Genomic DNA, 24,478 nt, shown 5'->3' with positions numbered 1-24,478 from the left:
CTATGCGCTTAAGGGGTGCGGCGAGGGTAAATCGGGTTCCGGAGAATTCGGTTCCGGCGGTGTTAAAAAGCGCAAAATAAGCTTCAGCTTTTCTATTGCGCAAGGAAGCTCTTCGCGGAGCGGCCGGGTTTCCGTATTTTCGGGATTTAAAGCCATAAGGCGGGCGGCAGCCTGCGCCATATCCGGCGGAAGAAAACCGAAAAGTTCCGTCAATTCGGCTTCGCCGTACTCGCGGTGTTCCCGGTTTTGTCCGGCACCTTCAATAAACTTACACGGCTTCCAACGCATTTTCATATCTTTACCGCGCGTTCCCGAATGGGCAAAAAGGCGGCAAATAAGGCAGCGCCCGCCGTAAGCCCTGCAATGATAAGGATTGTAGGGATCGAATAAAAGGCAGCCGTCCGTATGGTTCAGCGAAAAATCCGCCCCGTGCAGCCGTATATCTTCCGCAAGTTTTTCTTCGTGCACAAGAAGCCAAGCTGCAAGATAAAGGGCTTCGTATTCGTACACATCCGGTTCAAAATGCTCGCAGCAGCGGCCGCAGCCGTCCGGACAGGGCGCCGGCGTTTTTTGTTTCCATAAGGCTTGACTTTTATCTATATCATTGTATACGGCATCGACGGCATTCAAAGCATCGAACATCTTTGTGCCGGTAAAAGCTTGGGCTTCTTTCATAATTTGCACATTTTACAAAAAAGCTTTTTTTTCGGCAAGAGTATTAAGAGTTTTTAATTGCCTATTCTTTTTTTTAGAAGTTCTTCTCTTTTTAGAATGCAGTCATTTATAGTTTTTATATATGTATTTACTGTTTGTATGTTCCAACTATTCGGAGAAGTGTTTAATTCTTTTTTTAATTTTTCATCGATATCTATAAACGGCTGAAAGCACAGACATTCAATATAATCTTCAAAATTCTTAAAAAGATTCCAAAATATTTTTGTTTCATCAAAAAGATTTTTCATTTCATTATCGCAGTCGATTGTCTTGTTATTGATATATGTTTTTACAAGTTCTAAAAACATAAAAAAATTATCTTTGTAAGGCTCCCTTGCTCTCTGCGTATTTATCGAAGCTCTCGGGCGATTCGGTTTAGGGATAATAAAAAAAGAACCTATTCTGCTGTTATTTAACAGCGTTTTATCATTACATGTACAAAACTCTAAATTTTTTAAATCAAGACCGTCTATTTTACTGAGTAAATTTTCCGTTTTTACCTTATGTTCAAATTTCCCCAGTATTGACTTATACGTTCCGAGCGTATCTCCGCGTAATATCAGCTCTTTTGAATTTTCATCTTTTAAGAGGATTTCATATCTGCCGGAACCTTCCTGCGGACTGACACAATAGTCCCAAATTTTATTCGTTTTAATTATTTTTGCTTTATTCTTTTTCTCCTCGATGATATCAAAGAAAAAATCAATATAATGATTGACAACTTTCTCATCCGAGTCTGGATCAAAAAATTCTTCTATTTTACAAGTGCAGTATTTACAAGTATTTTCATTCTCTTCAAAATGCTGTTCTATGTAGTTTTTATCCCATTTGATAGTATTATCTTTTTCCATAATATTTTCCCCCGTTGTTTACTTTATATTATAGAAGTAAGGCGAGTAAGGTCAAGCTCTTATGCGAAATCACCTGCCGCTCCCGCACTGCGCTTTCCAAAGCCGCTTGTAGTAAGTTCCGTTTTTTAAAAGCTCATCGTGTTTTCCTTTTTCGACAAGGCACCCCTTTTGGAATATGAGGATTTGATCGGCTTTTTGGATAGTCTTTAAATGATGAGCGATGACCAACACCGTTCTATTTTTTGAAAGCTCTGTGATTGCTTCTTGAATAAGGGATTCGTTTACGGGGTCGACATTGCTTGTCATCTCATCGAGAATTAAAATCGGAGCGTCTTTTAAAAAGGCTCGTGCAATCGAAATACGCTGACGCTGTCCGCCGGATAAGAGACCGCCGTTTTCGCCTATATCGGTTGCGTAATTATCGGGAAGGCTCATAATAAAATCGTGTATCCTCGCTTTTTTGCAGGCTTCAATAATTTCTTCTTTGGAAGCAACTTTTTTCCCGACGCGGATATTTTCTTCGATGGTGTTATCGAAAAGCTGTACGTTTTGCATAACAATACCGATTCTGTCCAAAAGCTCGTCATAGGGAATATCGCGTATATCGGCACCGCCGAGCTTAATGCTTCCCGCTTGTACATCATAAAACCGCAAAAGCAAATTCGTTATTGTCGTCTTACCGCTTCCCGATTCTCCTGCGAGAGCCGTCATTGTTTTCTCCGGAACAGTAAAATTTACCTTTTCCATTTTAAACTCATCTTCTTCATAAGAAAATTCCACATCTTCAAAAACAATATCGTTTTGTAAAGGAATGATGCCGTCCGTTTTATCGGCTATTACCTCGGCATGAAGAATTTTACCTAATCGGTGATAGCTGTCTACCGCCGACACATAATACATGTAGTGAGTTTCCATAGCCGCAAAGGGTTTATAAAATTCTTTTGAAACTACCGCAATAATCATAAAGTCAAGTACATCAATGCTCCCTTTAAGTGCGGCAAGACCCGAATAAACTAAAAGAACAAAATATCCTGCATCGATTAAAAACGAAAAAACCGAAAGCTGTCTTGCTTTAAATCGGGAAGAAGCCTTGCTTGTTTCGCCGAAGGTTTTTGTCTTTTCAAAAAGTTCATTGTCAAGGCTCTTATTATGCGAAAAACTTTTTAACACAGGAATGCCGCGCACATACTCGACAAATAAACTTACCATATCGGCGAGAGCCGAGTTGTTTCGGCTTTCAATTTTTTGCGCCTTTTTAATTGTGTAAAAAAGATAGAAAAGTGCAAGTGGAAGCGAAGCTGCCATAACAAGAGCAAACTTCAGATTGATGAGGGCAAGACCTGTAAAAACCGCAAGGGCGATAAGAAAATCGCCGAACATTCTGGGCCACATGTGCCCTACCACCATTGACATATTGTCCACATCCTTATGAAGAATCGTGTTTAATTCTCCCAACCGCTCATTCGTATAAAAGCCCAAACTAAAAAGTTTTAATTTTACAATCATACGCTCCCTTATTTGCTGCACCACATCAAACCCCGCCCCGTGTTTTTTTAAGTCTGCAATCATATTGCAAAGACCCTTAAAAATAACCAAGCCTATCAAAACCGCAAAATCAACATAGAGCCCCTCAACTTGAGTTCCCTCATTAATCTTAAACAAAATCGAAAACACCGTAAGAAGCATTCCCACGGAGCTTAATCCGTACAATGTAAAAAACAATGACGAAACGAATACATCGATTTTTCCCTTCTTACTCAAACATGCAAATAATTCTTTATACATAAATACTCCTCTAATTACCCTGCAACGTTCCAGCTGTCCACTTTATTTTGAGCGTCTGTCATTTCTTTATAAAAGGGACAGCGGTTTATCAATTCGGTATGTGTTCCCGAATCCAAAATGCGGCCCTTGTCCATAACTACAATTTGATCGGCGTTGCGGATTGTGTTCAGATGATGGGCTATCGTGATGACCGTTTTATTTTTTCTTAATTCTTCGACGGCTTCGTTTATGAGTTTTTCGTTTTCGCTGTCAACGGCGGCCATCGCTTCGTCCAAAATTAAAATTGGAGCATTTTTAAGAATCATTCGTGCGATGGAAATGCGCTGTTTTTCTCCGCCTGAAAGTTTTACACCCATCTCGCCGACTTTTGTGTTGTAACCCCTAGGCAGGGCGGAAATAAAATCGTGGCAACGTGCTTTTTTAGCGGCTTCTATAACCTCAGACTCGGAAGCCCCCGCCTTACCGATTGCGATATTTTCAAAGATACTCATATTAAAAAGGATAACTTCCTGCTGGACACTTCCTATAAGGGTGGAAATACTGTCCGTGTCATAGCGCGAAATATCTTTGCCCGAAATGGTGAGCAAACCTGAATCGACATCCCAAAAACCCATAATGAGATTTGCAAGGGTACTTTTACCGCAGCCGCTCGGACCGACAAGAGCATTTAAACCGGTTTCTGTAAATTTTAAATTGATATCTTGTAAGGCAAAGCCGTCTTTTTCGTACTTAAAATTTACATTTGTAAATTCTATGTCGCCGGGTTTTAATTGTTCGCTGATTTTTTCTTTTGAAAGAGGAGCACATAAAATCTTGGCTATGCTTTTGATTTTTTCGGTAAACACGATGGAAAAATGATGAAGGGTTGCCGTTTTACTTATCGCCGACACAAAGACCGAAGATAAAATAACGGGCAGTATAAATTGCGCCGTAGAAATATTTTGATGTAAAAGCAAAATGCTTCCTAAAATCATAACCGCAACAGTTCCGGCTTCCATAAAAATATCTATGAGAACCATCGGACCCGTAACGGCTCCCATACTCTTTTTTACATCTTGAACATAAGAGCGTGCAGAAGCCAAAGTTTGTCCGCTAAAGCTTTCTTCTTTTGCAAAAGCCTTTATGACGGAAATGTTTTTTACATATTCCATCATGTCTTCCCTCATCTTCATTTCTCTCGAAAAATACATTTGAAATCTTTTTTGCATTTTCTCTGCGGATAATTGTTTTACAAGAAACATGAGCGGAACCCCTGCAATCATTATCAAAGCGAGTCTGTAATCTATAAAAAGCATAGCAATAAAAACCAAGGTGGGAAGAAGGCTTGCCGACATAATTTCAGGAAGCCCGTGAGCAAGATATATTTCGACCTGCTCCACATCGTGTTCGATAATACTGGTAAGCTCACCCGTGTTATGCTTTTTAAAAAAGCCCAAATTGAGTTTTTTTAAGTGATCGATTATTGCAAGCCGTAACTCCGTCAATTTACCGAAAGCTCTGTCGTGAGCCGTCTTTGTTGCAAGATAGTTAAACACAGCTTTTAAAATAAAAGAAATCAACATGCCCGTAATGAACATTTTAAAATGCGGTTGCGTAATTTCTTTTGAAAATAATTTGCTTATCATCAGCACCAATAAAACCTGCGGTATCAGGTCAAATACTATTTTAAGCGTAAGCAGCAGATTGGGTAAAAAGTTTTTACCTGTTACCTGTTTTTTCAATTCTTTTTCATTCATACAAACTCCTAAAATTGAATAATATTGAATTTTAATTCAATATTAAACTAAAAGTTTTCTCTCGCTAACTTCAAAATCAGTTTTTACCGTTTTTCATCCTCACAAAATGCGGACATTTAAATTACAGTGATTCAACGCCGTTAAAATAGCATTTATTAAGAACAAAGAGCATATCTTCGGCCCATTTTTCATTTTTATAATGCCGTGCAATTTCCATCAGATTTTCCACATAATTATTCGCCAAGATATGGGCAAGCATGGGATCGTGCTTGGTTTTTGAATATCGTTTTAAGCCGTCTTTTATATGCTGCTCCAACCGCTTAACCCACATATCTTTTGCATTTTCATGCTTGGTTCCCGAACTTTTATCAATTAAAATAATGAGCTTGATTCTTTCCCGTAAAAGCTCCGGAAGCTGAATGCCTCCGCCTTGGGTAAATCTTTCGTAAGGGCTGCCGGCTTCCATTTTTTCTTCATCTTCCATCATTTTAATAATTCGATTAAGAATACCGCCGACCGTTTCGTCAAACAAAGAAGCTTTATCTTTAAAATATGTGTAAATAAGAGCGACGGGAACATCGGCTTTTTCCGCAATGTCCGTGAGTTTTGCAGACCTATAATCTTTTTCATAAAAGACCTTTACCGCCGCAGCGAGTATTTTATTTTTTACTTCTTCTTTTAATACTTGAGCCATTTTTTACCCTATCTTAAAATTGAATTATGATTTAATAATAAATCTTTATTCAATATTTGTCAAGAAAATTGAACGGCTCTCTGAAAATCCGCCTTTATCGGAATTTATGTTGCCCGGTATTTTCAAGTGCAATGCCGATATTTTTCCCCTATTCTTCCAAAACCCTTTTCAATTTTTCAGGCTCTTCCAAACTTTGTATCAGGGTAAAGGGCGTGGACGAATAGGAAGATTTTTGCAAACGCGAAACCGCGGCTAAAAGCAATGAGCCCTGAATTGCAGCATCGAGGGGGCTGTATCTTTGGGCAAAAAGACCGGCAATAAAACCTGCAAGCACATCGCCGCTTCCGCCCTTTGCCAAACAGGGCATACCTAAAGTGTTTATATACAATCGCGGTTTTACATCTTCACTCTTGTGTAAACCGATAACCGTGTTTGCCCCCTTGAGAAGCAAAACAACTCCCGGATATTTTGAGCAAAAGGCGCTTACAAGTTCCAAACGTTTTTCCGCAATCTCCTGAACCGACAGGGTTCCGAAACCGCAGAGGGCAAGCAGGCTTTGAAACTCTTTAGGGTGCGGCGTTAAAATGAGGCCTATAGGCCGGCTGGCAGGCCGCCGTTCCAGCAGCTTTTTTATTCCCTCATAATAAAAAATATCGGCGTCCAAAACAGCGTTCAGCTCCGGATTCGCTTCAAGTACGGAAAAAACTTTTTCCGCCCGCTTTACATCATTGCGTCCGAAACCGGGACCTGCAACAATAAGGTTTGCCTTTTCGGGAGGATTTTCCGTTTGCATTATATAAAACGGAAAGCCGGCCTGCTCCCGATTTTTCTCCTGTTTCTGATTGTTTTCACAGCAAAGCCCCTGCAAGGGGCGGCCTTCAGGATGTATAAGACTTACCAAACCCGCACCGCAGCGGAAGGCGGCACAAGAGGCAATCACGCCCGCCCCCGCTTTATCGCCGGCATATACGGCCGCGTGTCCAAAGTCGCCCTTGTGAACGGATGGTCGGGTGCGCTCGGGTAAATGCAAGTCAACGCCTTCAAGCAGCAGGGCGGCGGCCTCGGCTCCGTTTTGAAAAAGAGCTGAAGATACGCCGAGCGGCGCGGTGATGATTTTTCCCGTATGATTTTTTGCAAAATCGCTGAACAATGAAGTTTTCAAAGCGCCCATGCTTACGGTTATGTCGGCGCAAAAAGCGGTTGTACCGCAGCCCCTTGCATCTATGCCGCTGGGAACATCGCAGGCGATTTTAAAACAGTCGGCTTTGTTCAGTGTATCAATAATTTTTTTGGCTTCCGTGCTTAAGGGCCCATGAAACCCGCTTCCGAACAGGCAATCGACAATGACGTCCGCAACAACGTCGGCGTCATCGCCGAAATTATTATCGGCATGAGTGCCGAAACTGTTATCGGCATTTTCAAAATTATCGGCGATTTGTACGCCCGCACAACGGGCGCGTTCCGCCTGTCTTTTGCATGCTTCGGACTTAGGCGGAAGGGCCTGAAAAACCGTAGGACGGCAGAGAATGCCTAAAACACAGGCGCCCTGAAGTTTACGCGCCAAAGCAAACCCGTCGCCCCCGTTATCGCCGCTTCCGGTAACGATAAGGACGCGGTACTCTTTACCCCGCCTGCCGCATTTTTGCAGAGCGCGGATAACTTCGCTTTCGAGGGCACAAGCCGCATTTTCCATTAAAACATCGTCGGTTAGACAAAAGCGCTCCAAGGCGGCGCGGTCAAGCGGGCGGGTATCGGCATATATGTGTTGCATTGTCGGGCCTCCGAAACCGAATTTGTTATATCATAGTACAAGAGCGAAGGCTTTGCAACTGCAAAAAAAGGGCTGTTTTAAAGTCGCCTTTAAAACAGCCCGGTACTTACGCCCTGCGCAGCATATCAGTTAACGGTAAAAAAAGAACTGTAAGCGGGGCGAGAAGGCCCATAATTGGAAGTACTCGGTATAATAATAACTTCCGCTTTATAAGTTCCCTTCGGAACGTTATAAAATGTATTAGATGTACGAAAGACAGTTTCTTCTTTAACTACGGAACCGTCAGAAGGCTTTATTATGGAAACCTTATATTCACTTATATCCCGTAAATTAACACCGGCAGGACTTGTCCATGCAACATTAATCCAATCGGGATATAAGTCCGGAACGGCAGTTACACCGGTTACAGACGGAAACGGCGGATAGGGTTGAGCGGAAAGGGATGCATCGCTCATCGGAGAATCGCTTTTTGAAGTCAAATTCCCCAAGGCTTGAACCTTTACGGTGTATGATTTTGTATTGTCATAACCCGGAAAAAACGCTTCCGTTAAGGGGGCTTTGACAAGCTTAAAACCTGCAAGGCCTGTTCCTTTAAATAAATATACGCCGTAGTGTTGAGCGCCGGGCTCGGCAGTCCACGAAGCTTTTAATCCTTGCGTTGAAGGAGCTAAAGAAGGTTGCGCCGGCTTTGCAAGCGGAACGGCTGAAGAAGCGGGAATAACAAACCAGTCAAAATCCGGAATAACCTGTCCCGACTGATTCGTTCCCGGTACAAGGTTACAGCCTAAAGTTTGATTCCACAAATTGCCCTTTGCCCGCGCCATAAAAGGATTATCGTCGATTTCATATGAATCGTTTTGAGCCGCAGTTCGGCTTCCGTCCGGCACGCTTTCTCCGGCAAAATTGAGCGGACCGTCGCCTATTTTAAGCGCATAGTTACCGCCTTTAAAGGTATTGCCTTCCATAATTCCCGTAATAAGCACATAGTATGCGGTATTCGCTTCGGGAGTAAAAAATACGGTTTCCAAAGCATCCCGATCGGACCTCAATACAAGATTGTTTTCATTAAATTTGCCGTCAGCGTCCGCTTTAAAAACCGTAATAACGATATCGGGAGTGTCGTTACCCGAATTATATGCGGTATTTTTAACCGTCGACACAAAAAAAGCGTCCTTATTAAAGGCGATAGGGATATCCTGGTCCGTACCGCTGACGGTAAAATCTCTCTGCTGTGTTTCTCCGGCACAGGAGGCAAAAATCCTGTATTCTTTATTTTTTTCCAAACCTCTAAACACAATTTGCGACCGGTTGTTTTGTCCTATATAGGCAAGCGGCACGCCCGTTACTTTATCACAAAGCGTAATTTTCTCGGAAACGGGCACTCCCTTGTTTTTTACCGTAACGGTAACCGCTCCTTCACCGTAAAAATCGTTTGCAGCGGGAACGGCATTATTTACAACCGCTTGGGCGGCCTTTAACACGTTTACACGCCCGTAGCCGAAGTCTTCATCAAAACCGGCATCTCCTTTGTCATCCGCTGTATTTTCAATCAATTTTTTAATTTGATAGGGCGTCAAAGTGCGCGCGTTATCAAAAGAAAGCAGGTAGCTTATAAAACCGGTTACAAAGGGGGTCGCCATGGAAGTTCCGCTCATCGACACATAAGAGGATTTTCCCGCACTGCCGCAGGAAACTATATTTTCTCCGGGAGCGGCTACGCTTATCCACGCTCCCTTATTACTGAAACGGGCTTTTTTATCCCGTCCGTTTGTGGCCCCCACTGCAAGAACGCCGGGAAAAGCCGCAGGATAGGCGGCGGTATAGCGCCCCTCGTTTCCCATAGCGATAACGGGTAAAATATCGTTTTTAACGGCAGCCGTCAACACATCGAAGGCGAATTCCGAAGCGACCGAGCCGCCGAGAGACATATTTACGGGAACGGTTTTTTGCGTAATTTGAAAATCCGTATCTCTGATATAAGACGGAAGTTTATTTTTTTCTGTAGAAGTTCTCGAAGCGGGATCTTTACGCAAAATGGCGACTATCTCCGTAAAATCGGCCAAGGCGCCGTAGACGGCCCACAAACTTCCGCCGCCTGAAAACCCCAAGGATTGATACGAAATCAGTTTGGTATTTTTCCACGCAACGCCCGCAATTCCCTTATTGTTATCTCCGAGGGCGCAAATGGTACCGGAGCAGTGGGTACCGTGCCCGTTAAAATCCCAATCCGAACCAAGCGGAACTTCGGTAAACGGATTGCCGTCACCTATATAGGCGTGGGGGGAGGCATTTGAAGTCTTAGCCGATTTTGCATATAAGACTACCGACTCCGTTCCGTTTTTAAAATCCTCGTGTTCCATATTGATACCGGTATCGATAATCCCGGCTACAACGGTATTGTTTCCGTAGCCGATACTGCTGTCGCCGTACGCTTCCAAAGCCTTTGTTATCTCAAGGGCGTAATCCTGCGCATCCGATACGGGATCTCCGGAATAATTTCCCTGCGCCAATCCCTGTGTTCCCGCAACAGGCTCGTAAAGGCCGGAAGCGGAAGTAATCGGATTTTTTTGAACTTGGGGAGGAATAACCTTATAATCGTAATCCGCAGATAAAACTCCCTTTACCGAAGAGACAAGGGCTAAAACTTCGACATTAGCGCCTTCCTTATATAAATACCAATAGGTACTGTCCGTCCCGGCAATCGTAATAAAGGATTGTACCGTAATGCCTTTTTCCGTAAACAGGTTCGCATTAAAACCGCTCTTTGTTTTTGCGATAATAAAACCGTCAACAATATCGGTGGCGGACGACGGTGCGGCGGTATCGGACGGCGCATTTGTGTTTTGAAAACCCGTTTGCGTTCCCGAGTCAATCATACCGAAAGAACAGGCAAAAAACAAAAGAGCGGCAGCAAGGATAATTCCCGATAAAACAATTATATTCTTTTTCATAATTTTCTCCGTTTAAGGCGTTACCGTAAAGGTAAAGCGCCCGTTTATTGCATTGGCACCGTTGGAACCGTTATTTCCGGCAGACACCGACAAACAATTTTTAAGGCTTCCGTCTGCATCCGTATACTGATATGTTTTGATAAAGGCTAAAGCTTTATCGTCGGTTAAACCTACGGGATTATTCCCCCAATCCTGAATATCCCATTGGTAGGCTGTACCCGCGGTGTAACTCATAGCCTTATTCAACCCCTTGCGGCCCCCTGTCGGAATAACATTAAAAAACGGCACCTTAAGGAATTTTTCGGTAAACTCAATTTCTCCGCTTGTTGTATCAACTTTAACAAGGTCGGATATCTTGCCGTTTATTCCAATACCGTAAGCAGTCAATTCTCCGTCGCTAATCAAATCGGAAACCCATTCGGGAGCACTCAACAAAGTCCCGGCCGTATTGCAACGAGTGATTAAAATGTCGGGATTTTCCGTCGGTACACCGCCGGAATCTTTTTTGTTAAACACATATTCAAGTTTTGCACCGAATACGGGTTCGCCGTCAAACTTGTTAATCAATAAACCTAAGCTTATACCATCGCTTTGTGCCGGACTGAACATATTCGTATTGCTTATTTTGCACTTATATGCAAGATTTGCCGTATTTGTGTGCGGTACATAGGTATTTTTGGCGGGAGAAGTCAATTCGTATGTAAAGGATTCCAAAAGCTTTACCGTTATAACGGGCGAGAATTTTTCATATTTTTCGTTAAATGCCCTGATTTTATATTCGTATTCCGTATTTTCTTCCAACCGGGAATCGGTATCGAATCCGGCATGAAAGCCGAGTCCGCGTTCCGTTTCGGTTTGTAAACGATTATACAGGGTACGGCTCACAAAACGAAAATCGGCTGCCGAACCTTTTTCTTTGCGGTATAAATCAAAGCCCAATATTTCCATATCATCAGTGCCGGAGGCATTTACAAAATTAAAACGTACCGTCATTTTGTATGAAGAACGCCGTCCGTCAACAGGGTTTAACGACAATATACCTTCGGAATAAGGAAGGCGTTCGGCAACAGCCGACAATTTTTTAAAGGTGCCGGAAGCAAGATTTTCGGATACGGGTCCATCTCCGGATACCTCAATTGTTACCGGATAATGCCGTTCTATGCGGTTATTGGCGGTGTCATAGCCGACCGCGATTAAAACCCGTCTGCCTTCAGGTACTCTGCTTAATCGAAACTCGTATTCGGATATAAATGCGGATTCTTTTACTTCCTGTTTTATATTTTTGCTATCAAAACCGCTTGTTTGATTCGGGGCCTTTCCTATGCCGAGCTTTGCACCGAAGCCGGCCGAATCGGTCGGAGCGACGGCAGCGGTTTCGGATTTAAACACAAGTCTCACTTCTCCTTTGGCAAAACCTATATATCGGATAATTGTGCTTTCAGTTATGTCATGAAAAGGACCGAGCTCGGGCCCTGCTTTTGCGGAAACGATTTTCGGCGGTGTAATACCGCGGGTACTCATTCCGTGTACCGGCTGAATCAAAGAAAGTGTTTGCTCGGCTTCATTTGCAAGTTTATAATTTTCAAGCCGAGAACCTGCCCATTCACCCTTTATGCCGATAAGTTCAAAATCGTATCGTGTTCCCGTTGCAAGATTTTCAAGTTTTACTTTGCCGTTTGTTACCGTGTAAGTTCCGATTTGTTCGCTCGTTCCGCTTTTATACACCTTAAGCGTTGTTCCCGAAACAAGCGTTCCGCCTATGGAATCGGTTACCTGCACATGTACGGTAGAAAAAGGCACATAGTCTTCTCCCGAACTTCCTCCCGACGAGCCGCCCCCCATCGACTGCGGGCAGCCTGTCAGCAACATAAGAGCGATAAAAAAGAGCGGTAGCGCTGCGATTTTACAAAAGCCTTTCATAAAAACTCCTAATATTCAAATTTTCGATTAAAAAAACTTTTATCCGCCCCTTCAATTTTGACCAAAATGCGAGTAGATTGAACAGCCGTGATGCAGACTATTATATATGGCCGGGTAAAAGCCTGTGTTACTATTTGATCGGGGGCGGGAGAAGTTACACGAAACACCGCTTCTACGGCGTCCTTTGTACCCGTAATTGAAACGGGCTCTACCGCATAGCCGCCCGTATTAAAGGTTCCCGCCGAAACGGCAATAACTTTTTTTTTCTTAAAATCTGTTTTCGGCGCCCTTATTCCGTTCGAATCGTATAAGCGCCCATACAGATTGTCCAGCGCCTCTTGAGTTTCGACAACCTCCGTTTGCAATCCTCTGCCGTTGCTGCCGGACATAAGCACTTCATAAGAGATTTCCGCAGTTTTCTCGTCCATAAAGTCGGCGGTTTTTGCGGTTCCGGGAGCCGACTTGCACGCATATGCGCTTAAAAGAACAATGCATATAAAAGCCGTCAGGCAAACGCGCTGTTTCATTCGGTAATGTTAACTTATATATATAAAAAAAACAAGAGCATAAACGCCGTAATATAAAAAAACGGGTATCCGAACCTAAGATCGTATACCCGCCTGAACATCCAACGGATTTATCTAAAAATCAGGGCAGCCGAACCTAAAACATAGATTTTCGAACAGCCCCGAAATCGGTTTTAGAAATCCCTGTCCGCAAGATACTTGTATTCCTTCCACTGGCGCTTGGCGCGTTCAACCGCCTTGTCCAACAGCATAGCTGCACGGTCGGGGTTGGCAAGCTTTAAGCTCTTAAAGCGGACTTCCTTGTACATAAAGTCGGCAAGGTTGTAATCCGGCTCTTTGCTGTCAAGCTGGAAGGGGTTTTTTCCCTGATCGGCAAGGCGCGGGTCGTAGCGGTACAAGGGCCACAGTCCGCAGGAAACCACTTCTTTTTGATTCGTCAAAGTACCGCCCATATTGATACCGTGGTTGATACAGGGGCTGTATGCGATAACGATTGAAGGTCCGTTATAGGATTCGGCTTCGCGGAACGCTTTGATAGCCTGATTCATGTTCGCACCCAAGGCGATGTGGGCGACGTAGACATAGCCGTAGCTCATCGCAATCATACCCAAGTCTTTTTTGCTGTTAACCTTACCGGAAGCGGCAAACTTTGCAACCGCACCGATAGGAGTCGCCTTGGACATTTGACCGCCGGTATTGGAATATACTTCGGTGTCCAATACGAGGATATTGACATTGCGGCCGGAAGCGATGGTGTGATCCAATCCGCCGAAACCGATGTCATAAGCCCAGCCGTCGCCTCCGATAATCCAGTGCGAACGCTTGATAAAGTGGTCGGTTAACGAATCCAGCTCTTTTGCAACGGGGTCGCTCGAAGAAGCAAGCTCTTTTTTAAGTTCGTCAATATAGGCGCGCTGTTGAATGATTGCGGCATCGTCGTTTTGCGGATTCGCAAGAATCTTATCCAAGGTTGAAGCGGCGATACCCTTTTCTTTTGCCGCTGCGGCAACTTCGCGCGCATACTCGGACAATTTATCGCCGGTAAGGCACATACCCATACCGAATTCGGCCGCATCTTCAAACAAAGAGTTCGACCATGCCGGTCCTCTTCCGTTTGCGTCCTTTGCATAGGGAGTTGAAGGTAAGTTTCCGCCGTAAATTGAAGAACAGCCGGTAGCGTTCGCAATAACCGCACGGTCGCCGAACATTTGGCTCAACAAGCGAACATAAGCCGTTTCACCGCATCCGGCGCAGGCACCGCTGAACTCGAACAGGGGCCGCTTAAAGGCCAAGCCCTTGGGCATGGACAGGTTGAGGGTTGCCGGATCCGCATCGGGCAAACTCATAAAGTAGTCCCAGTTTTTCGCTTCAACTTCGCGGATTTCGGGCGTATAGTGAGTCATATTGATAGCGCGCTTGGTTTCGTCTTCTTTGTTTTTAACCGGACATACGGAAACACAAACGCCGCATCCGGTACAGTCTTCGGTCGAAACCTGTAAAACAACCTTTTTACCCGCTTCCGGCTTCGGCTTAACTTCGGCCGTTTTGAATGCGGCGGGAGCGGCTGCAGCCTGCTCATCGGTAAGCGTTTTCATACGCATAACCGCGTGAGGACATACAACCGTACACTGACCGCACTGAATACAAATCGACGGGTCCCACTGGGGAACACGTTCGGCGATTGCGCGTTTTTCAAACTGGGTGGTTGCGGTCGGGAAGGTTCCGTCGGCGGGCAGCTTGCTTACGGGAAGCTTATCGCCCTGCTGAACGGCCATTTTGCCCAATACGTCTTTTACAAAAGAATCCGAAGAAGCGGCCATAGCGGGCTTCATGTGTACCGAACCTTCCGTAGACGACGGATAATCGACTTTTTCGACTGCCGCCAAAGCCATATCGATGGTTGCGATATTTTTTTGTACAACGTCGGCACCCTTTTTACCGTAGGATTTTTCGATGAACTTTTTCATGTATTCTACGGCTTCGGCTTCGGGCAATACGCCTGAAATTTTAAAATAGGCGGCTTGCATAACAACGTTTATGCGGTTGCCCATACCGGCTTTTTCGGCAATCTTAAAGGCGTCGATAACGTAAAAGTTCATCTTTTTGTCGAGAATAACCTGCTGCTGTTCAACCGGAATATGCGCCCATACGGTTTTTGCGTCATAGGGGCTGTTCAACAAAAAGGACGCGCCTTTTTTTGCGGTTTCGAGCATGTGATAGGTTTCCATATAGGTAAACTTATGACAGGCTACAAAGTCAGCACTTGTAATCAAATAGGGGCGGCGGATCGGCTTTTTGCCGAAGCGCAGGTGAGAAACGGTAAAACCGCCGGACTTTTTCGAGTCGTATGAAAAATACGCTTGGGCGTTCATTTCGGGGCGGGCGTCTCCGATGATTTTAATCGAGTTTTTGTTTGCACCTACGGTACCGTCGGAACCCAAACCGTAGAACATCGCTTCGTTTGTGCCCTCTTCTTCAAGCGTCCATGAAGCGTCGTAGGCAAGGCTTGCACCCGACACATCGTCTTCGATACCGACGGTAAAGTGATTTTGCTTTTTGCCGTCGAGGTTTCCGAAAATCGCTTTTACCATAGCGGGGGTAAATTCTTTTGAACCCAAACCGTAGCGGCCTCCGATAACGGTATCGATTTTGCGTCCGGTTTCGGCCAAAGCCGTTTGTACGTCCTGGTAAAGCGGTTCACCCAAGGCGCCGGGTTCTTTGGTGCGGTCAAGCACTGCAACGGCTTTTACGGAAGCGGGCAATGCTTTTACAAAGGCGGATGCATCGAAGGGGCGGTAAAGCCGTACTTTTAACAATCCGGTTTTTGCACCCTGAGCATTTAAAGCTTCAACGGTTTCTTCAACCGTTTCGGCGCCCGAACCCATCAGGATAATAACCTTATCGGCATCGCTTGCACCGAAATAGTCGAACAAGTGATACTGTCTGCCGGTTATTTTTGCAAAAAGGTCCATCGTTTCCTGTACGATGGCGGGAACCGCTTCGTAGTACTTGTTTACGGCTTCACGGCTTTGGAAATAGGTGTCCGGGTTTTGGGCCGTTCCGCGTACTGCCGGATTTTCGGGCGACAAGCCGCGCTTGCGGTGTGCGCGCACCAGCTCGTCGTCAATCATTTTATGCATTGTATCGAAAGATACTTCTTCTATTTTTTGAATTTCGTGTGAAGTACGGAATCCGTCAAAAAAGTGAATAAACGGAACGCGGGATTTCAGCGTTGCCGAATGGGATATAACCGCCAAGTCCATAACTTCCTGCACGCTGTTTGAAGCCATCATAGCCCAGCCGGTTTGGCGGCATGCCATAACGTCCTGATGGTCGCCGAAGATGGACAATGCGCTGGTTGCAATTGCACGGGCGGCAACGTGAAACACGGTACTCGTCAATTCACCTGCAATTTTGTACATATTCGGAATCATCAATAAAAGACCCTGAGATGCGGTAAAGGTGGTACTTAAAGCACCGGTGGTTAAAGCTCCGTGCACGGCACCTGCGGCACCGGCTTCGGACTGCATTTCCACAACATCGGGAACCGTACCCCAGATATTTTTCCTGCCCTTTGCAGAGTATTCATCCGAAACTTCACCCATAGGGCTTGAAGGCGTAATGGGATAAATAGAAATTACTTCGCTCAGCGCGTGAGCGACATGACCGGCGGCGGTATTGCCGTCAATCATTACCATGTTTTTGTCTGCCATAAAACCGTCCTTATAAATAATGTGTGAATAAATCGCTTATTTTGCACGTATATAGTACAGCTATATGGAAGTTTTTGCAAGTCTTTAGGGGCATATCTTTTATAACATTCCGAATCCAAGAAAAGATTCATCCGGTAAACCCGATATTTTAAGATTTATGAAAATTTTTATTGACAGATTTAAAAATCACGTGTTACAATACAGTCGGACGAAAAGAGAAAACGTTTTCTCTTTTTTAATGGAAAACACATGGAAAAGGTTACGATTAAAGACATTGCCCGTATGTGTAATGTTTCGATTGCCACCGTTTCGCGAGCTCTCAATAACAGCAATAAGGGTGTCGGGCAAAAAACAAAAGATCATATTCTCACGGTAATTAAAGAATTAAACTATTCTCCAAGCGGAATAGCGCGGGGTATGGTAAACGGCAATACGGGATTGATAGGTCTTGTTTTACCCGATATCCGTAACCCTTTTTTTGCGGAATTAGCCCGCGGTGTAGAAGATTATTGCACCAAAACGCACTATAACTGTCTTTTATGTAATACTGACAGTAAACCGGAAAAAGAACAAGCCTATATATCATTCTTTCAAAAACGTATGGTTTCCGGAGTTATTTTTACCGCACAAAACTCAAAAGTTCGCAACGAAAATTTGTACGGATTTAAAAAAAGTCACATTCCCTTTTGCCTTGTAGAATATTATTGCAATGCTTTGTCCGATGTTCCTGCCGTTTATTTTAAAAATAAGAAAGGGGCACGGCTGATTGTCGAGCTTTTGATTAAAAACAACCACAAGAATATTGCTTTTATCGGCGGCCCCTCTTCTACGCAAAATGCAATAGACCGCTTTGAAGGATACAAGGAGGCCCTTGCTTTTCACAATATTCCGTTCAACAAAAAACTGACAATAGCCGCCGATTACTCATACGTCGGCGGCTATAATGCAATCAAAGCACTCTTTGCACGTAATATTTCCTTTACCGCGGTTTTTACCGCAAACGATTTGATGGGATACGGAGCAATGGAATATATTCATAAAAAAGGAAAGAAAATCCCTGATGACTATTCTTTAGTAGGATTTGATAATATTTCCTTTCCTGCGGTATTTCAACCCGTTATAACATCAGTGGAAATTCCCGCATATCGATTCGGTAAACTCGCAGCAAAAAAAGTTATTCATTGCATCGAGAAAAAGGAAGTAATTCCTTTAATTGACGTTATAGAGCCGGTTATAGTTGATAAAGGTTCTATAAAGAAAATTTAAGCTGTACAATTAAAGTACTAAACTTTAGTTTGATCAGTCTTATATTTTACAGAAGAGAGTAAACGTTTACTCTCCAAACGGAAGGCGTCTATGATGAAAACAAAAGGGGTTTTGCGTGGTAAAGGGGTTTTTGCTGCCCTGATATTATTGGTATTGTTTTTTTCGCTTACATCGCCGCATTTTTTTAAAGTAAGCAATCTTATCAATGTATTAAGACAAATTTCCTTATTGGGAATTATATGTATGTCTATGACAATGGTTATTACCTGCGGAGAAATTGATTTGTCGGTTGGAGCAATTTATTGTTTGTCTGCAATCCTCGCAGGAACATGTATGGTACACGGAGTCAATCTCATCATAGCTGTAGCTATCGCATTAACAGTCGGAACCTTGTTCGGTTTATTAAACGGAATACTCGTAACATTTTGTAAAATCCCTGCAATGATAGTAACTCTGGGTATGATGAATATTGCACGCGGAACGGCTTTACTGATAACCGAAGGAAGAATTATCAATATTTCTTCACGAAATGTAAAATCCCCCATTCTAAGTTCGTTTTTATTTTTTGGACAAGGAAGAATATTCACCATACCCGTAATGACAATATGTTTTTTAGGTATCGTTATAATTTCATGGCTTATCTATCATAAATCGCTTTTAGGGTTTCACTATAAGGCTGTCGGAGGGAATCCCCTCGCAGCACAAGCTTCCGGAATCAACGGACGCGGTATAAAAACGCTTTCATTTGCGTTTAACGGTCTTTTTTCAGCCTTTGCCGGAATCTTAAACATGGCGTTTCTTTCAAACATACAAGGAACTTCCGGACAAGGCATGGAAATGAATGTCATAGCCGCAGTTATCATCGGAGGAACTTCTTTGTCAGGAGGAGAAGGCAGCATCATCGGTACACTAATAGGAGTATTGATTATTGGTGTTTTAAATAACGGGATTGTTCTGTTGGGCGTATCTCCGTTTTTGCAAACACTCATTATCGGTATTGTTATTATCGGAGCAGTAGCAATAGATACATGGTCTAAACGAGGACGTAAAAGATGAGTGCTATTATTGAACTTGAAAATGTATCCAAACAATTTCCGGGTGTAACGGCCTTGGACAAAGTGTCATTTTCAATTGATTCGGGAGAGATACATGCCATCGTAGGAGAAAATGGAGCCGGTAAAAGTACATTAATCAATATTCTTGGAGGACAATATCATGCAACATCGGGAAAAATAAAATTCAAAGGAAAAGAGGTTTATATAAAAAATCAGGCAGCCTCCTTGGCAATGGGTATCGGTATTGTATATCAGGAATTGAAACTATGTTCAAACCTTACCGCAACCGAAAATATCTTTCTAGGACAGGAACGGGATCAAAACGGGAAACAAATCCCATGGTCGAAACTTGATATGTGTGCAAAAGGACTTATTGAAAAACTCGGCGGTAAATTCTCAACATCTGCAAAACTTCAAAATCTCAGTCTTGCAGAACAGCAACTTGTAGAAATTGCCCGTGCTCTCAGCAGAAATGCGGAAGTTATCATTATGGATGAACCTACATCCAGCTTAACAATCAAAGAGTCGGAAAGCCTGTTTGAAATTCTTCAACTTCTAAAAACACAGGGAAAAACGATTATTTATATATCGCACCGTATGGAAGAAGTCTTTGCTTTATCCAATCGAATTTCGGTTTTACGAGACGGTAAATATTTGGGAACATATGCAAAGGATGAAATAAAACCTAATCAAGTTATTTCTCTGATTGCAGGCAAAGAAATGGCACATGATCTTGAACAGAGAAATATCAAAAACAGATCCCCAGAAGAAAAACCTATTTTGGAAATAAGAGCATACTCACGACAAGGTATATTTAATAATCTCAATTTAAGTTTATATCCCGGAGAAATACTGGGTATATATGGATTACAGGGGTCAGGTAGAACCGAACTTTTGGAGGCAATGTTCGGCCTTGCACAGCCTACAAGCGGCGAAATGCTTTATAAAGGCAAATCGATACAAAATAAAAGTACCAGAGAAGCCATTAGGCGCGGGTTTGCAATGGTTACGGAAAATCGTTTAAAGGACGGTTTTTTTTCAAAGATGTCTATTCTCGGAAATGTATGCAGTGTCTGCTCCATATGCAAAACGGATAAATCAGGTTTGTGGCTCAATATAAAACGTATGACGGGATACACCGATACGGTGATGAAAAAATTATCGGTTCATGCATCAAGTCAAGAGCAGCTCATAAGTCAATTAAGCGGAGGAAACCAACAAAAGGTAATTCTAGGTAAATGGCTTACATCAAAACCCGCTGTGCTTTTTGTCGATGAACCCACACGAGGAGTTGATGTAGGTGCAAAAACGGAAATTTTTTCCATTTTGCGGAAGCTGAGTGCGGACGGCTTGCCCATTCTGTTAGTATCATCGGAATTATCCGAGATTATTGCACAAAGCAACAGAATACTTGTTATGAAAGAAGGGGCCTTCGTCGCGGAATTTAATGCAAAGGAGGTAACAAAAGAAAAAATTATTCAAGCTGCAATTTAACCAAAACGAGGCTGCCTCAAAAACCGGTGAGCCTTTTTGCGACAGCCCCAAAATCAAATGAAACGGGAAGGATGATAAACATGCGAATGATTTTATCATGAGCGGATTATGATGCAATCCGTACTTCCAAATATCTACGCTCGGCTTCCCGAGCCGAGTTTTAAAGGAGTAGAAGATGAAAAAGATTCTCGGTATTTTGGTATTGTTTTGCTTAGTCGTATCGACTATTGTTGCCGGCGGAAAGACAGAAAAAGAAAATAAGCCGCTTAATATTGTACTTATCTATCATGATACCGCCCTTGAGTTCGGACAAGTTATTAAAGCCGGAGCAATGGCAGCAGGAAAAGACTTAAATTGCAATGTAAAATTTGAAGGACCTGTCGGTATCAAAGTAGATGAGCACGTAGCTTTTATCGAAAATGCCATTACACGCAAAGTTGATGGTATTGCAACCAGTAATCCCAACGGAGAGGCTTTAAATCCTATGATCAAAAAAGCCTTAGATGCGGGAATTCCTACTATTACCTTTAACAGCGAAGCCGAGAATTCTCCGAGCAAAGCATTTGTAGGGCAGGGACTTGTAGAGTCCGGCAGACAACTTGCCCACGTTACCGCCGAATATATCGGTAAAAAAGGTACTGTAATTATTATAACCGGTGAAGCTGCTGCAACATGGTCGATAGATAGAGAAACAGGCTTTAGAGAGGCTATGGCATCATATCCCGGAGTAAAAATACTGAACACTGTCAGTACGGGCTGGGAAGAACAGGCTCAATATGCAGCGATTGAAAATGCCATTTTGGCAAACCCGAATCTATCTGCTGTCGCGTCTCTTGACGGAGGAACAACACCGACAACAGGAGTTGTATTAAGCCGTTTGAATCGCAGGGACATTGTACATGTCGGTAATGACTTGACCGTCCAAACATTGGACAACATAAAAGCAGGTTGGACAAAAGCATCGTTATCTCAATTTCCCTTCAATCAGGGTTATATGTCCGTAAAAATTCTCTACGATTTTATCACAAACGGAACTCCCCTCAAAAGTGTAGATACGGGAATTTTACGAGTTGACGAAAAAAATATAGACGAATACATGAAAAAGCTTGTAGCCGGCGAACCTGTCGGTTAAAACAAATCAGACAAGGGGCTGTTATTTTTTTCACTGTCATTGCAACAATGTGTAACAGCCCCGATTGTTTTACTGATAAGGAGATTTTTATGGAGACAGATTCAATCTTTATAATGGGTAGTTATGCTGTAGGAATGACTGTAGAATGTCCTGTTTTCCCCGATGTGGGAGAAACGGTAAAGGGAACAAATTTTGCATCCATCTACGGAGGGAAAGGGTCAAATCAGGCAATTGCGGCCGCAAGATTAGGCGGCAATGTTACATTTTGTACTTGCCTGGGAGACGATACTTTCGGAAAAGAGGCATTACGACTTTTTACGGATGAAAAAATAAATAAAGATTACATAAAACTTTCTCAAATTTCAAAAACCGGAGTGGGAATAGTAATGGTTGATCCGAAAGGGCAAAATGAGATCGTTATTGTGCTGGGTGCAAATGAGGATTTTACCGCAGAAGATGCTGAAAAACTGAGAAACCCGATTTCCGAATCAGGTGTTGTTTTGCTGCAATTGGAATTTAATTTGGGTGCGGTTGTACGAGTAATTGAAATCGCAGAGGAGTATCAAATCCCTGTTATTTTAAATCCGGCTCCATATCAAAAAATACCGGAAGAAATTATCAAAAAAGTAACCTTTCTTTTGCCGAATGAAGTTGAGGCCTTACAGCTTTTGGAAGAAAAAAATATCATTGAACCTTCCGAACTGGCTGAAAAACTATATAAACGTTTTGCATGTAATATCATCATTACGCTCGGTAAAAAAGGATGCTATGTAAGAACCGGTACGTTATCAAAATTGATTTCTACATACCCTTTAGAACCGGTAGACACAACCGGAGCCGGAGATACGTTCAGCGGAGCTTTTGCATATGCCTTAAGCAAGGGTATGTCTTTGGAAAAAGCAATAGATATCGCTCTTGCAGCTTCAGCCATATCCGTTACAAGATTCGGAGTAGTTGAATCTATTCCCCGATTGGATGAGGTCTTGACAATCATAAAAGGAGGCAAAAAATGAAAAAAGGCAGGATTCTGAATATTCGGCTTAATAAAGCAATTGCATCGCTCGGACATCTGGATTGGATTATTATATCGGATGCCGGACTTCCCGTACAAGATGAAGAACAGCGTATTGATTTAGCTATAGAGGCCGGGAAACCGGAAATTGCGGAAATTCTTGAACTTGTTACAAGTGATTTGATTTATGAAAGATGTATTGTTGCTAAAGAACAGGAAGATTACAACCCTGTTCATTTTGCAAATGTAAAAAAAATTATTGATCGCTGTAATGTAGAAACAATTCCGCATGAAGCATTGTTGGAATACAAAAAGAAAGCAAAATATATTATTCGAACAGGCGGCTTTGAGCCATGGGGAAATGTCGTGTTATGCTGCGGGGTAGATGCTCCTATATGGTTCCAAAAGGAAGGAGTTATTACCCCCGATTATTATTCGAAGCGGGCAAATTATAAAGAAAAGGAGAAAAATTGACATGAAAATTCAATGTTGCTTTGCGGTAAAAGCACCGACAGGGTTAAGCTGGCCCGGAATTCTTGCAGATTACGAAAACAGAAAACGGTATTATACAAATCTGCTTAACGAAGCATTCGGAAAGGACTTTGAATTTATTTATTCAAGTCTTACAGCTCAAGCTTCGGATGAAGATTTGCAGGCATTAACCGAAGATGACGGTTTTATTATGATTTTACTCGCTCACGGAACCGGACTCGGACAAAGAATATCACCGATGTTAAAACACGGTTTAATCATCGACGATCCTTACGGAGGTTCCGGAGATATAATACGAACCGCCTGTATCATTAAAGAAAAAAATTATCCGGTAGGAACGGTCGGTACCGAGGATGTTGAAGCTCTTATTCATAAAATCCGTATTTATTTGGCTGTTCCGAAGGTCTCAAACAGCAGGATTTTGGTTTTTAAGAATTTTGAGAAAATGACACTCCTTAAGGAAGCGGAATTTAAACGTTCAATCGGAACAGGCAGTACGATGAAACGCTATCGGGCAGGGCAATCGGGATTTGAAGAAACGGTAAATAAATTAAAACAAACATTCGGTATAGATGTCGTTGTTAAAACCTTAAAAGAGTTAAATGATGCAATCGGTGATGTTGATGAAAAAGAAGCGGAAAAAATGGCGCAAAAATGGATCGACAATGCCGAAGCGGTGGTTGAACCTTCTTATGCCGACATTCGTGCCAGTGCAAAGATGTATTTTGCATTGAAAAAACTTAAAGAAGAAGTAAAGGCGGATGTGGTCAGCGTTGACTGCATTTTATTGTTTTTTGCATACGACTTGAATGTATATCCCTGCTTGAGTTTCTTTGAAATGAATAACAGCGGACAGATAGGTGTATGTGAGGGAGATCTCGATGCATGCGTTACCGCTCTTATTATCAGAGCAGTGGCAGGACGACCGGGGCTTGTATCCGATCCCTTTGTCGATACGGAAAAAAATCAAATCGTATATTCCCACTGTGTTGCTTCATGTAAACCTCTCGGTCCCGACAAGGCATCATTTCCTTATAAAATCAGAACCCATGCCGAAGATAATGCAAGTGCCGCATTACAGGTAATTATGCCGGTAGGGCATCCTTTAACGACCATAAAGATAAGTACCGCCGGAAAGGCTATGAGTGTTCACAGCGGTGAAAGTATCGGGAACATAGATCACCCCTGCGGCTGCCGCACAAAATTGGTAGGAAGGGTAAAGTCTAGCAGGCAGATTATGGAAAATTGGCACAATGAATTATTCAGTTGGCACAGGGTAACCGTATTCGGAGACTACAGAAACGATTTTATTGAAATTGCCAAATATCTCGGCTTAACGGTGTACGAAGAAGATAATATGTAACT

The 24,478-nt window shown here is 43.0% G+C and carries 17 protein-coding genes; 7 read left to right on the top strand and 10 right to left on the bottom strand.

What is annotated here, in order from left to right; genetic code table 11:
• The 10 genes from V1L52_RS01570 to nifJ all read right to left on the bottom strand — a co-directional run bounded on the left by V1L52_RS01570 (position 1) and on the right by nifJ (position 16,662).
• Positions 1-675 carry a YkgJ family cysteine cluster protein gene (locus V1L52_RS01570; protein ID WP_428770544.1) on the bottom strand — a complete coding sequence of 225 codons (675 nt, stop codon included), beginning with the start codon at positions 673-675 and terminating at the stop codon, positions 1-3.
• A gap of 53 nt (positions 676-728) precedes the next feature.
• Positions 729-1,565, bottom strand: a complete 837-nt coding sequence (locus V1L52_RS01565) for a DUF6994 family protein (RefSeq protein ID WP_428770543.1) — start codon at positions 1,563-1,565, stop codon at positions 729-731.
• Positions 1,566-1,634: 69 nt separating this feature from the next.
• Complete coding sequence (locus V1L52_RS01560) at positions 1,635-3,350, bottom strand: ABC transporter ATP-binding protein (RefSeq protein ID WP_428770542.1); 1,716 nt, start codon at positions 3,348-3,350, stop codon at positions 1,635-1,637.
• 14 nt (positions 3,351-3,364) lie between these two features.
• Positions 3,365-5,086, bottom strand: a complete 1,722-nt coding sequence (locus V1L52_RS01555) for an ABC transporter ATP-binding protein (protein WP_428770541.1) — start codon at positions 5,084-5,086, stop codon at positions 3,365-3,367.
• Between the two features lie 121 nt (positions 5,087-5,207).
• Positions 5,208-5,780, bottom strand: a complete 573-nt coding sequence (locus V1L52_RS01550) for a TetR/AcrR family transcriptional regulator (protein WP_428770540.1) — start codon at positions 5,778-5,780, stop codon at positions 5,208-5,210.
• 148 nt (positions 5,781-5,928) lie between these two features.
• Positions 5,929-7,551 (bottom strand): NAD(P)H-hydrate dehydratase, encoded by a 1,623-nt coding sequence (locus V1L52_RS01545; protein WP_428770539.1) that lies wholly within the window; start codon positions 7,549-7,551, stop codon positions 5,929-5,931.
• Between the two features lie 125 nt (positions 7,552-7,676).
• Complete coding sequence (gene prtP, locus V1L52_RS01540; RefSeq protein ID WP_428770538.1) at positions 7,677-10,502, bottom strand: dentilisin complex serine proteinase subunit PrtP; 2,826 nt, start codon at positions 10,500-10,502, stop codon at positions 7,677-7,679.
• A gap of 12 nt (positions 10,503-10,514) precedes the next feature.
• Positions 10,515-12,422 carry a dentilisin complex subunit PrcA gene (gene prcA / locus V1L52_RS01535; RefSeq protein WP_428770537.1) on the bottom strand — a complete coding sequence of 636 codons (1,908 nt, stop codon included), beginning with the start codon at positions 12,420-12,422 and terminating at the stop codon, positions 10,515-10,517.
• Between the two features lie 8 nt (positions 12,423-12,430).
• Positions 12,431-12,949 carry a dentilisin complex subunit PrcB gene (gene prcB, locus V1L52_RS01530; RefSeq protein ID WP_428770536.1) on the bottom strand — a complete coding sequence of 173 codons (519 nt, stop codon included), beginning with the start codon at positions 12,947-12,949 and terminating at the stop codon, positions 12,431-12,433.
• Between the two features lie 173 nt (positions 12,950-13,122).
• Positions 13,123-16,662: a pyruvate:ferredoxin (flavodoxin) oxidoreductase gene (gene nifJ, locus V1L52_RS01525; RefSeq protein ID WP_428770535.1), complete on the bottom strand. Its 3,540-nt coding sequence runs from the start codon at positions 16,660-16,662 to the stop codon at positions 13,123-13,125.
• A gap of 249 nt (positions 16,663-16,911) precedes the next feature.
• Between nifJ and V1L52_RS01520 the strand changes: the two genes are divergently transcribed.
• From V1L52_RS01520 to V1L52_RS01490, 7 genes are all read left to right on the top strand, one after another.
• Positions 16,912-17,928 (top strand): LacI family DNA-binding transcriptional regulator, encoded by a 1,017-nt coding sequence (locus V1L52_RS01520; RefSeq protein WP_428770534.1) that lies wholly within the window; start codon positions 16,912-16,914, stop codon positions 17,926-17,928.
• A 90-nt stretch (positions 17,929-18,018) separates the two neighbouring features.
• Positions 18,019-18,984 (top strand): ABC transporter permease, encoded by a 966-nt coding sequence (locus tag V1L52_RS01515; protein WP_428770533.1) that lies wholly within the window; start codon positions 18,019-18,021, stop codon positions 18,982-18,984.
• On the top strand, positions 18,981-20,477 hold the full coding sequence (locus V1L52_RS01510; protein ID WP_428770532.1) for a sugar ABC transporter ATP-binding protein: 1,497 nt from the start codon (positions 18,981-18,983) through the stop codon (positions 20,475-20,477). Before V1L52_RS01515 ends, V1L52_RS01510 begins: the two co-directional genes overlap by 4 nt.
• 175 nt (positions 20,478-20,652) lie before the next feature.
• Positions 20,653-21,609: a sugar ABC transporter substrate-binding protein gene (locus V1L52_RS01505; protein WP_428770531.1), complete on the top strand. Its 957-nt coding sequence runs from the start codon at positions 20,653-20,655 to the stop codon at positions 21,607-21,609.
• A gap of 89 nt (positions 21,610-21,698) precedes the next feature.
• Complete coding sequence (gene rbsK / locus V1L52_RS01500) at positions 21,699-22,622, top strand: ribokinase (RefSeq protein ID WP_428770530.1); 924 nt, start codon at positions 21,699-21,701, stop codon at positions 22,620-22,622.
• Positions 22,619-23,095 carry a D-ribose pyranase gene (gene rbsD, locus V1L52_RS01495; RefSeq protein WP_428770529.1) on the top strand — a complete coding sequence of 159 codons (477 nt, stop codon included), beginning with the start codon at positions 22,619-22,621 and terminating at the stop codon, positions 23,093-23,095. The genes rbsK and rbsD overlap by 4 nt, the downstream gene beginning before the upstream one ends.
• Before the next feature lies 1 nt (position 23,096).
• Positions 23,097-24,476 carry a hypothetical protein gene (locus V1L52_RS01490; protein WP_428770528.1) on the top strand — a complete coding sequence of 460 codons (1,380 nt, stop codon included), beginning with the start codon at positions 23,097-23,099 and terminating at the stop codon, positions 24,474-24,476.
• Positions 24,477-24,478 lie beyond the last annotated feature (2 nt).

It is taken from the genome of Treponema sp. HNW (assembly GCF_050320395.1).
Classification (GTDB): Bacteria; Spirochaetota; Spirochaetia; order Treponematales; family Treponemataceae; genus Treponema_C.
The sequence above is the reverse complement of the archived record's forward strand: the minus strand, read 5'-3'. Positions and strand labels throughout refer to the sequence as shown.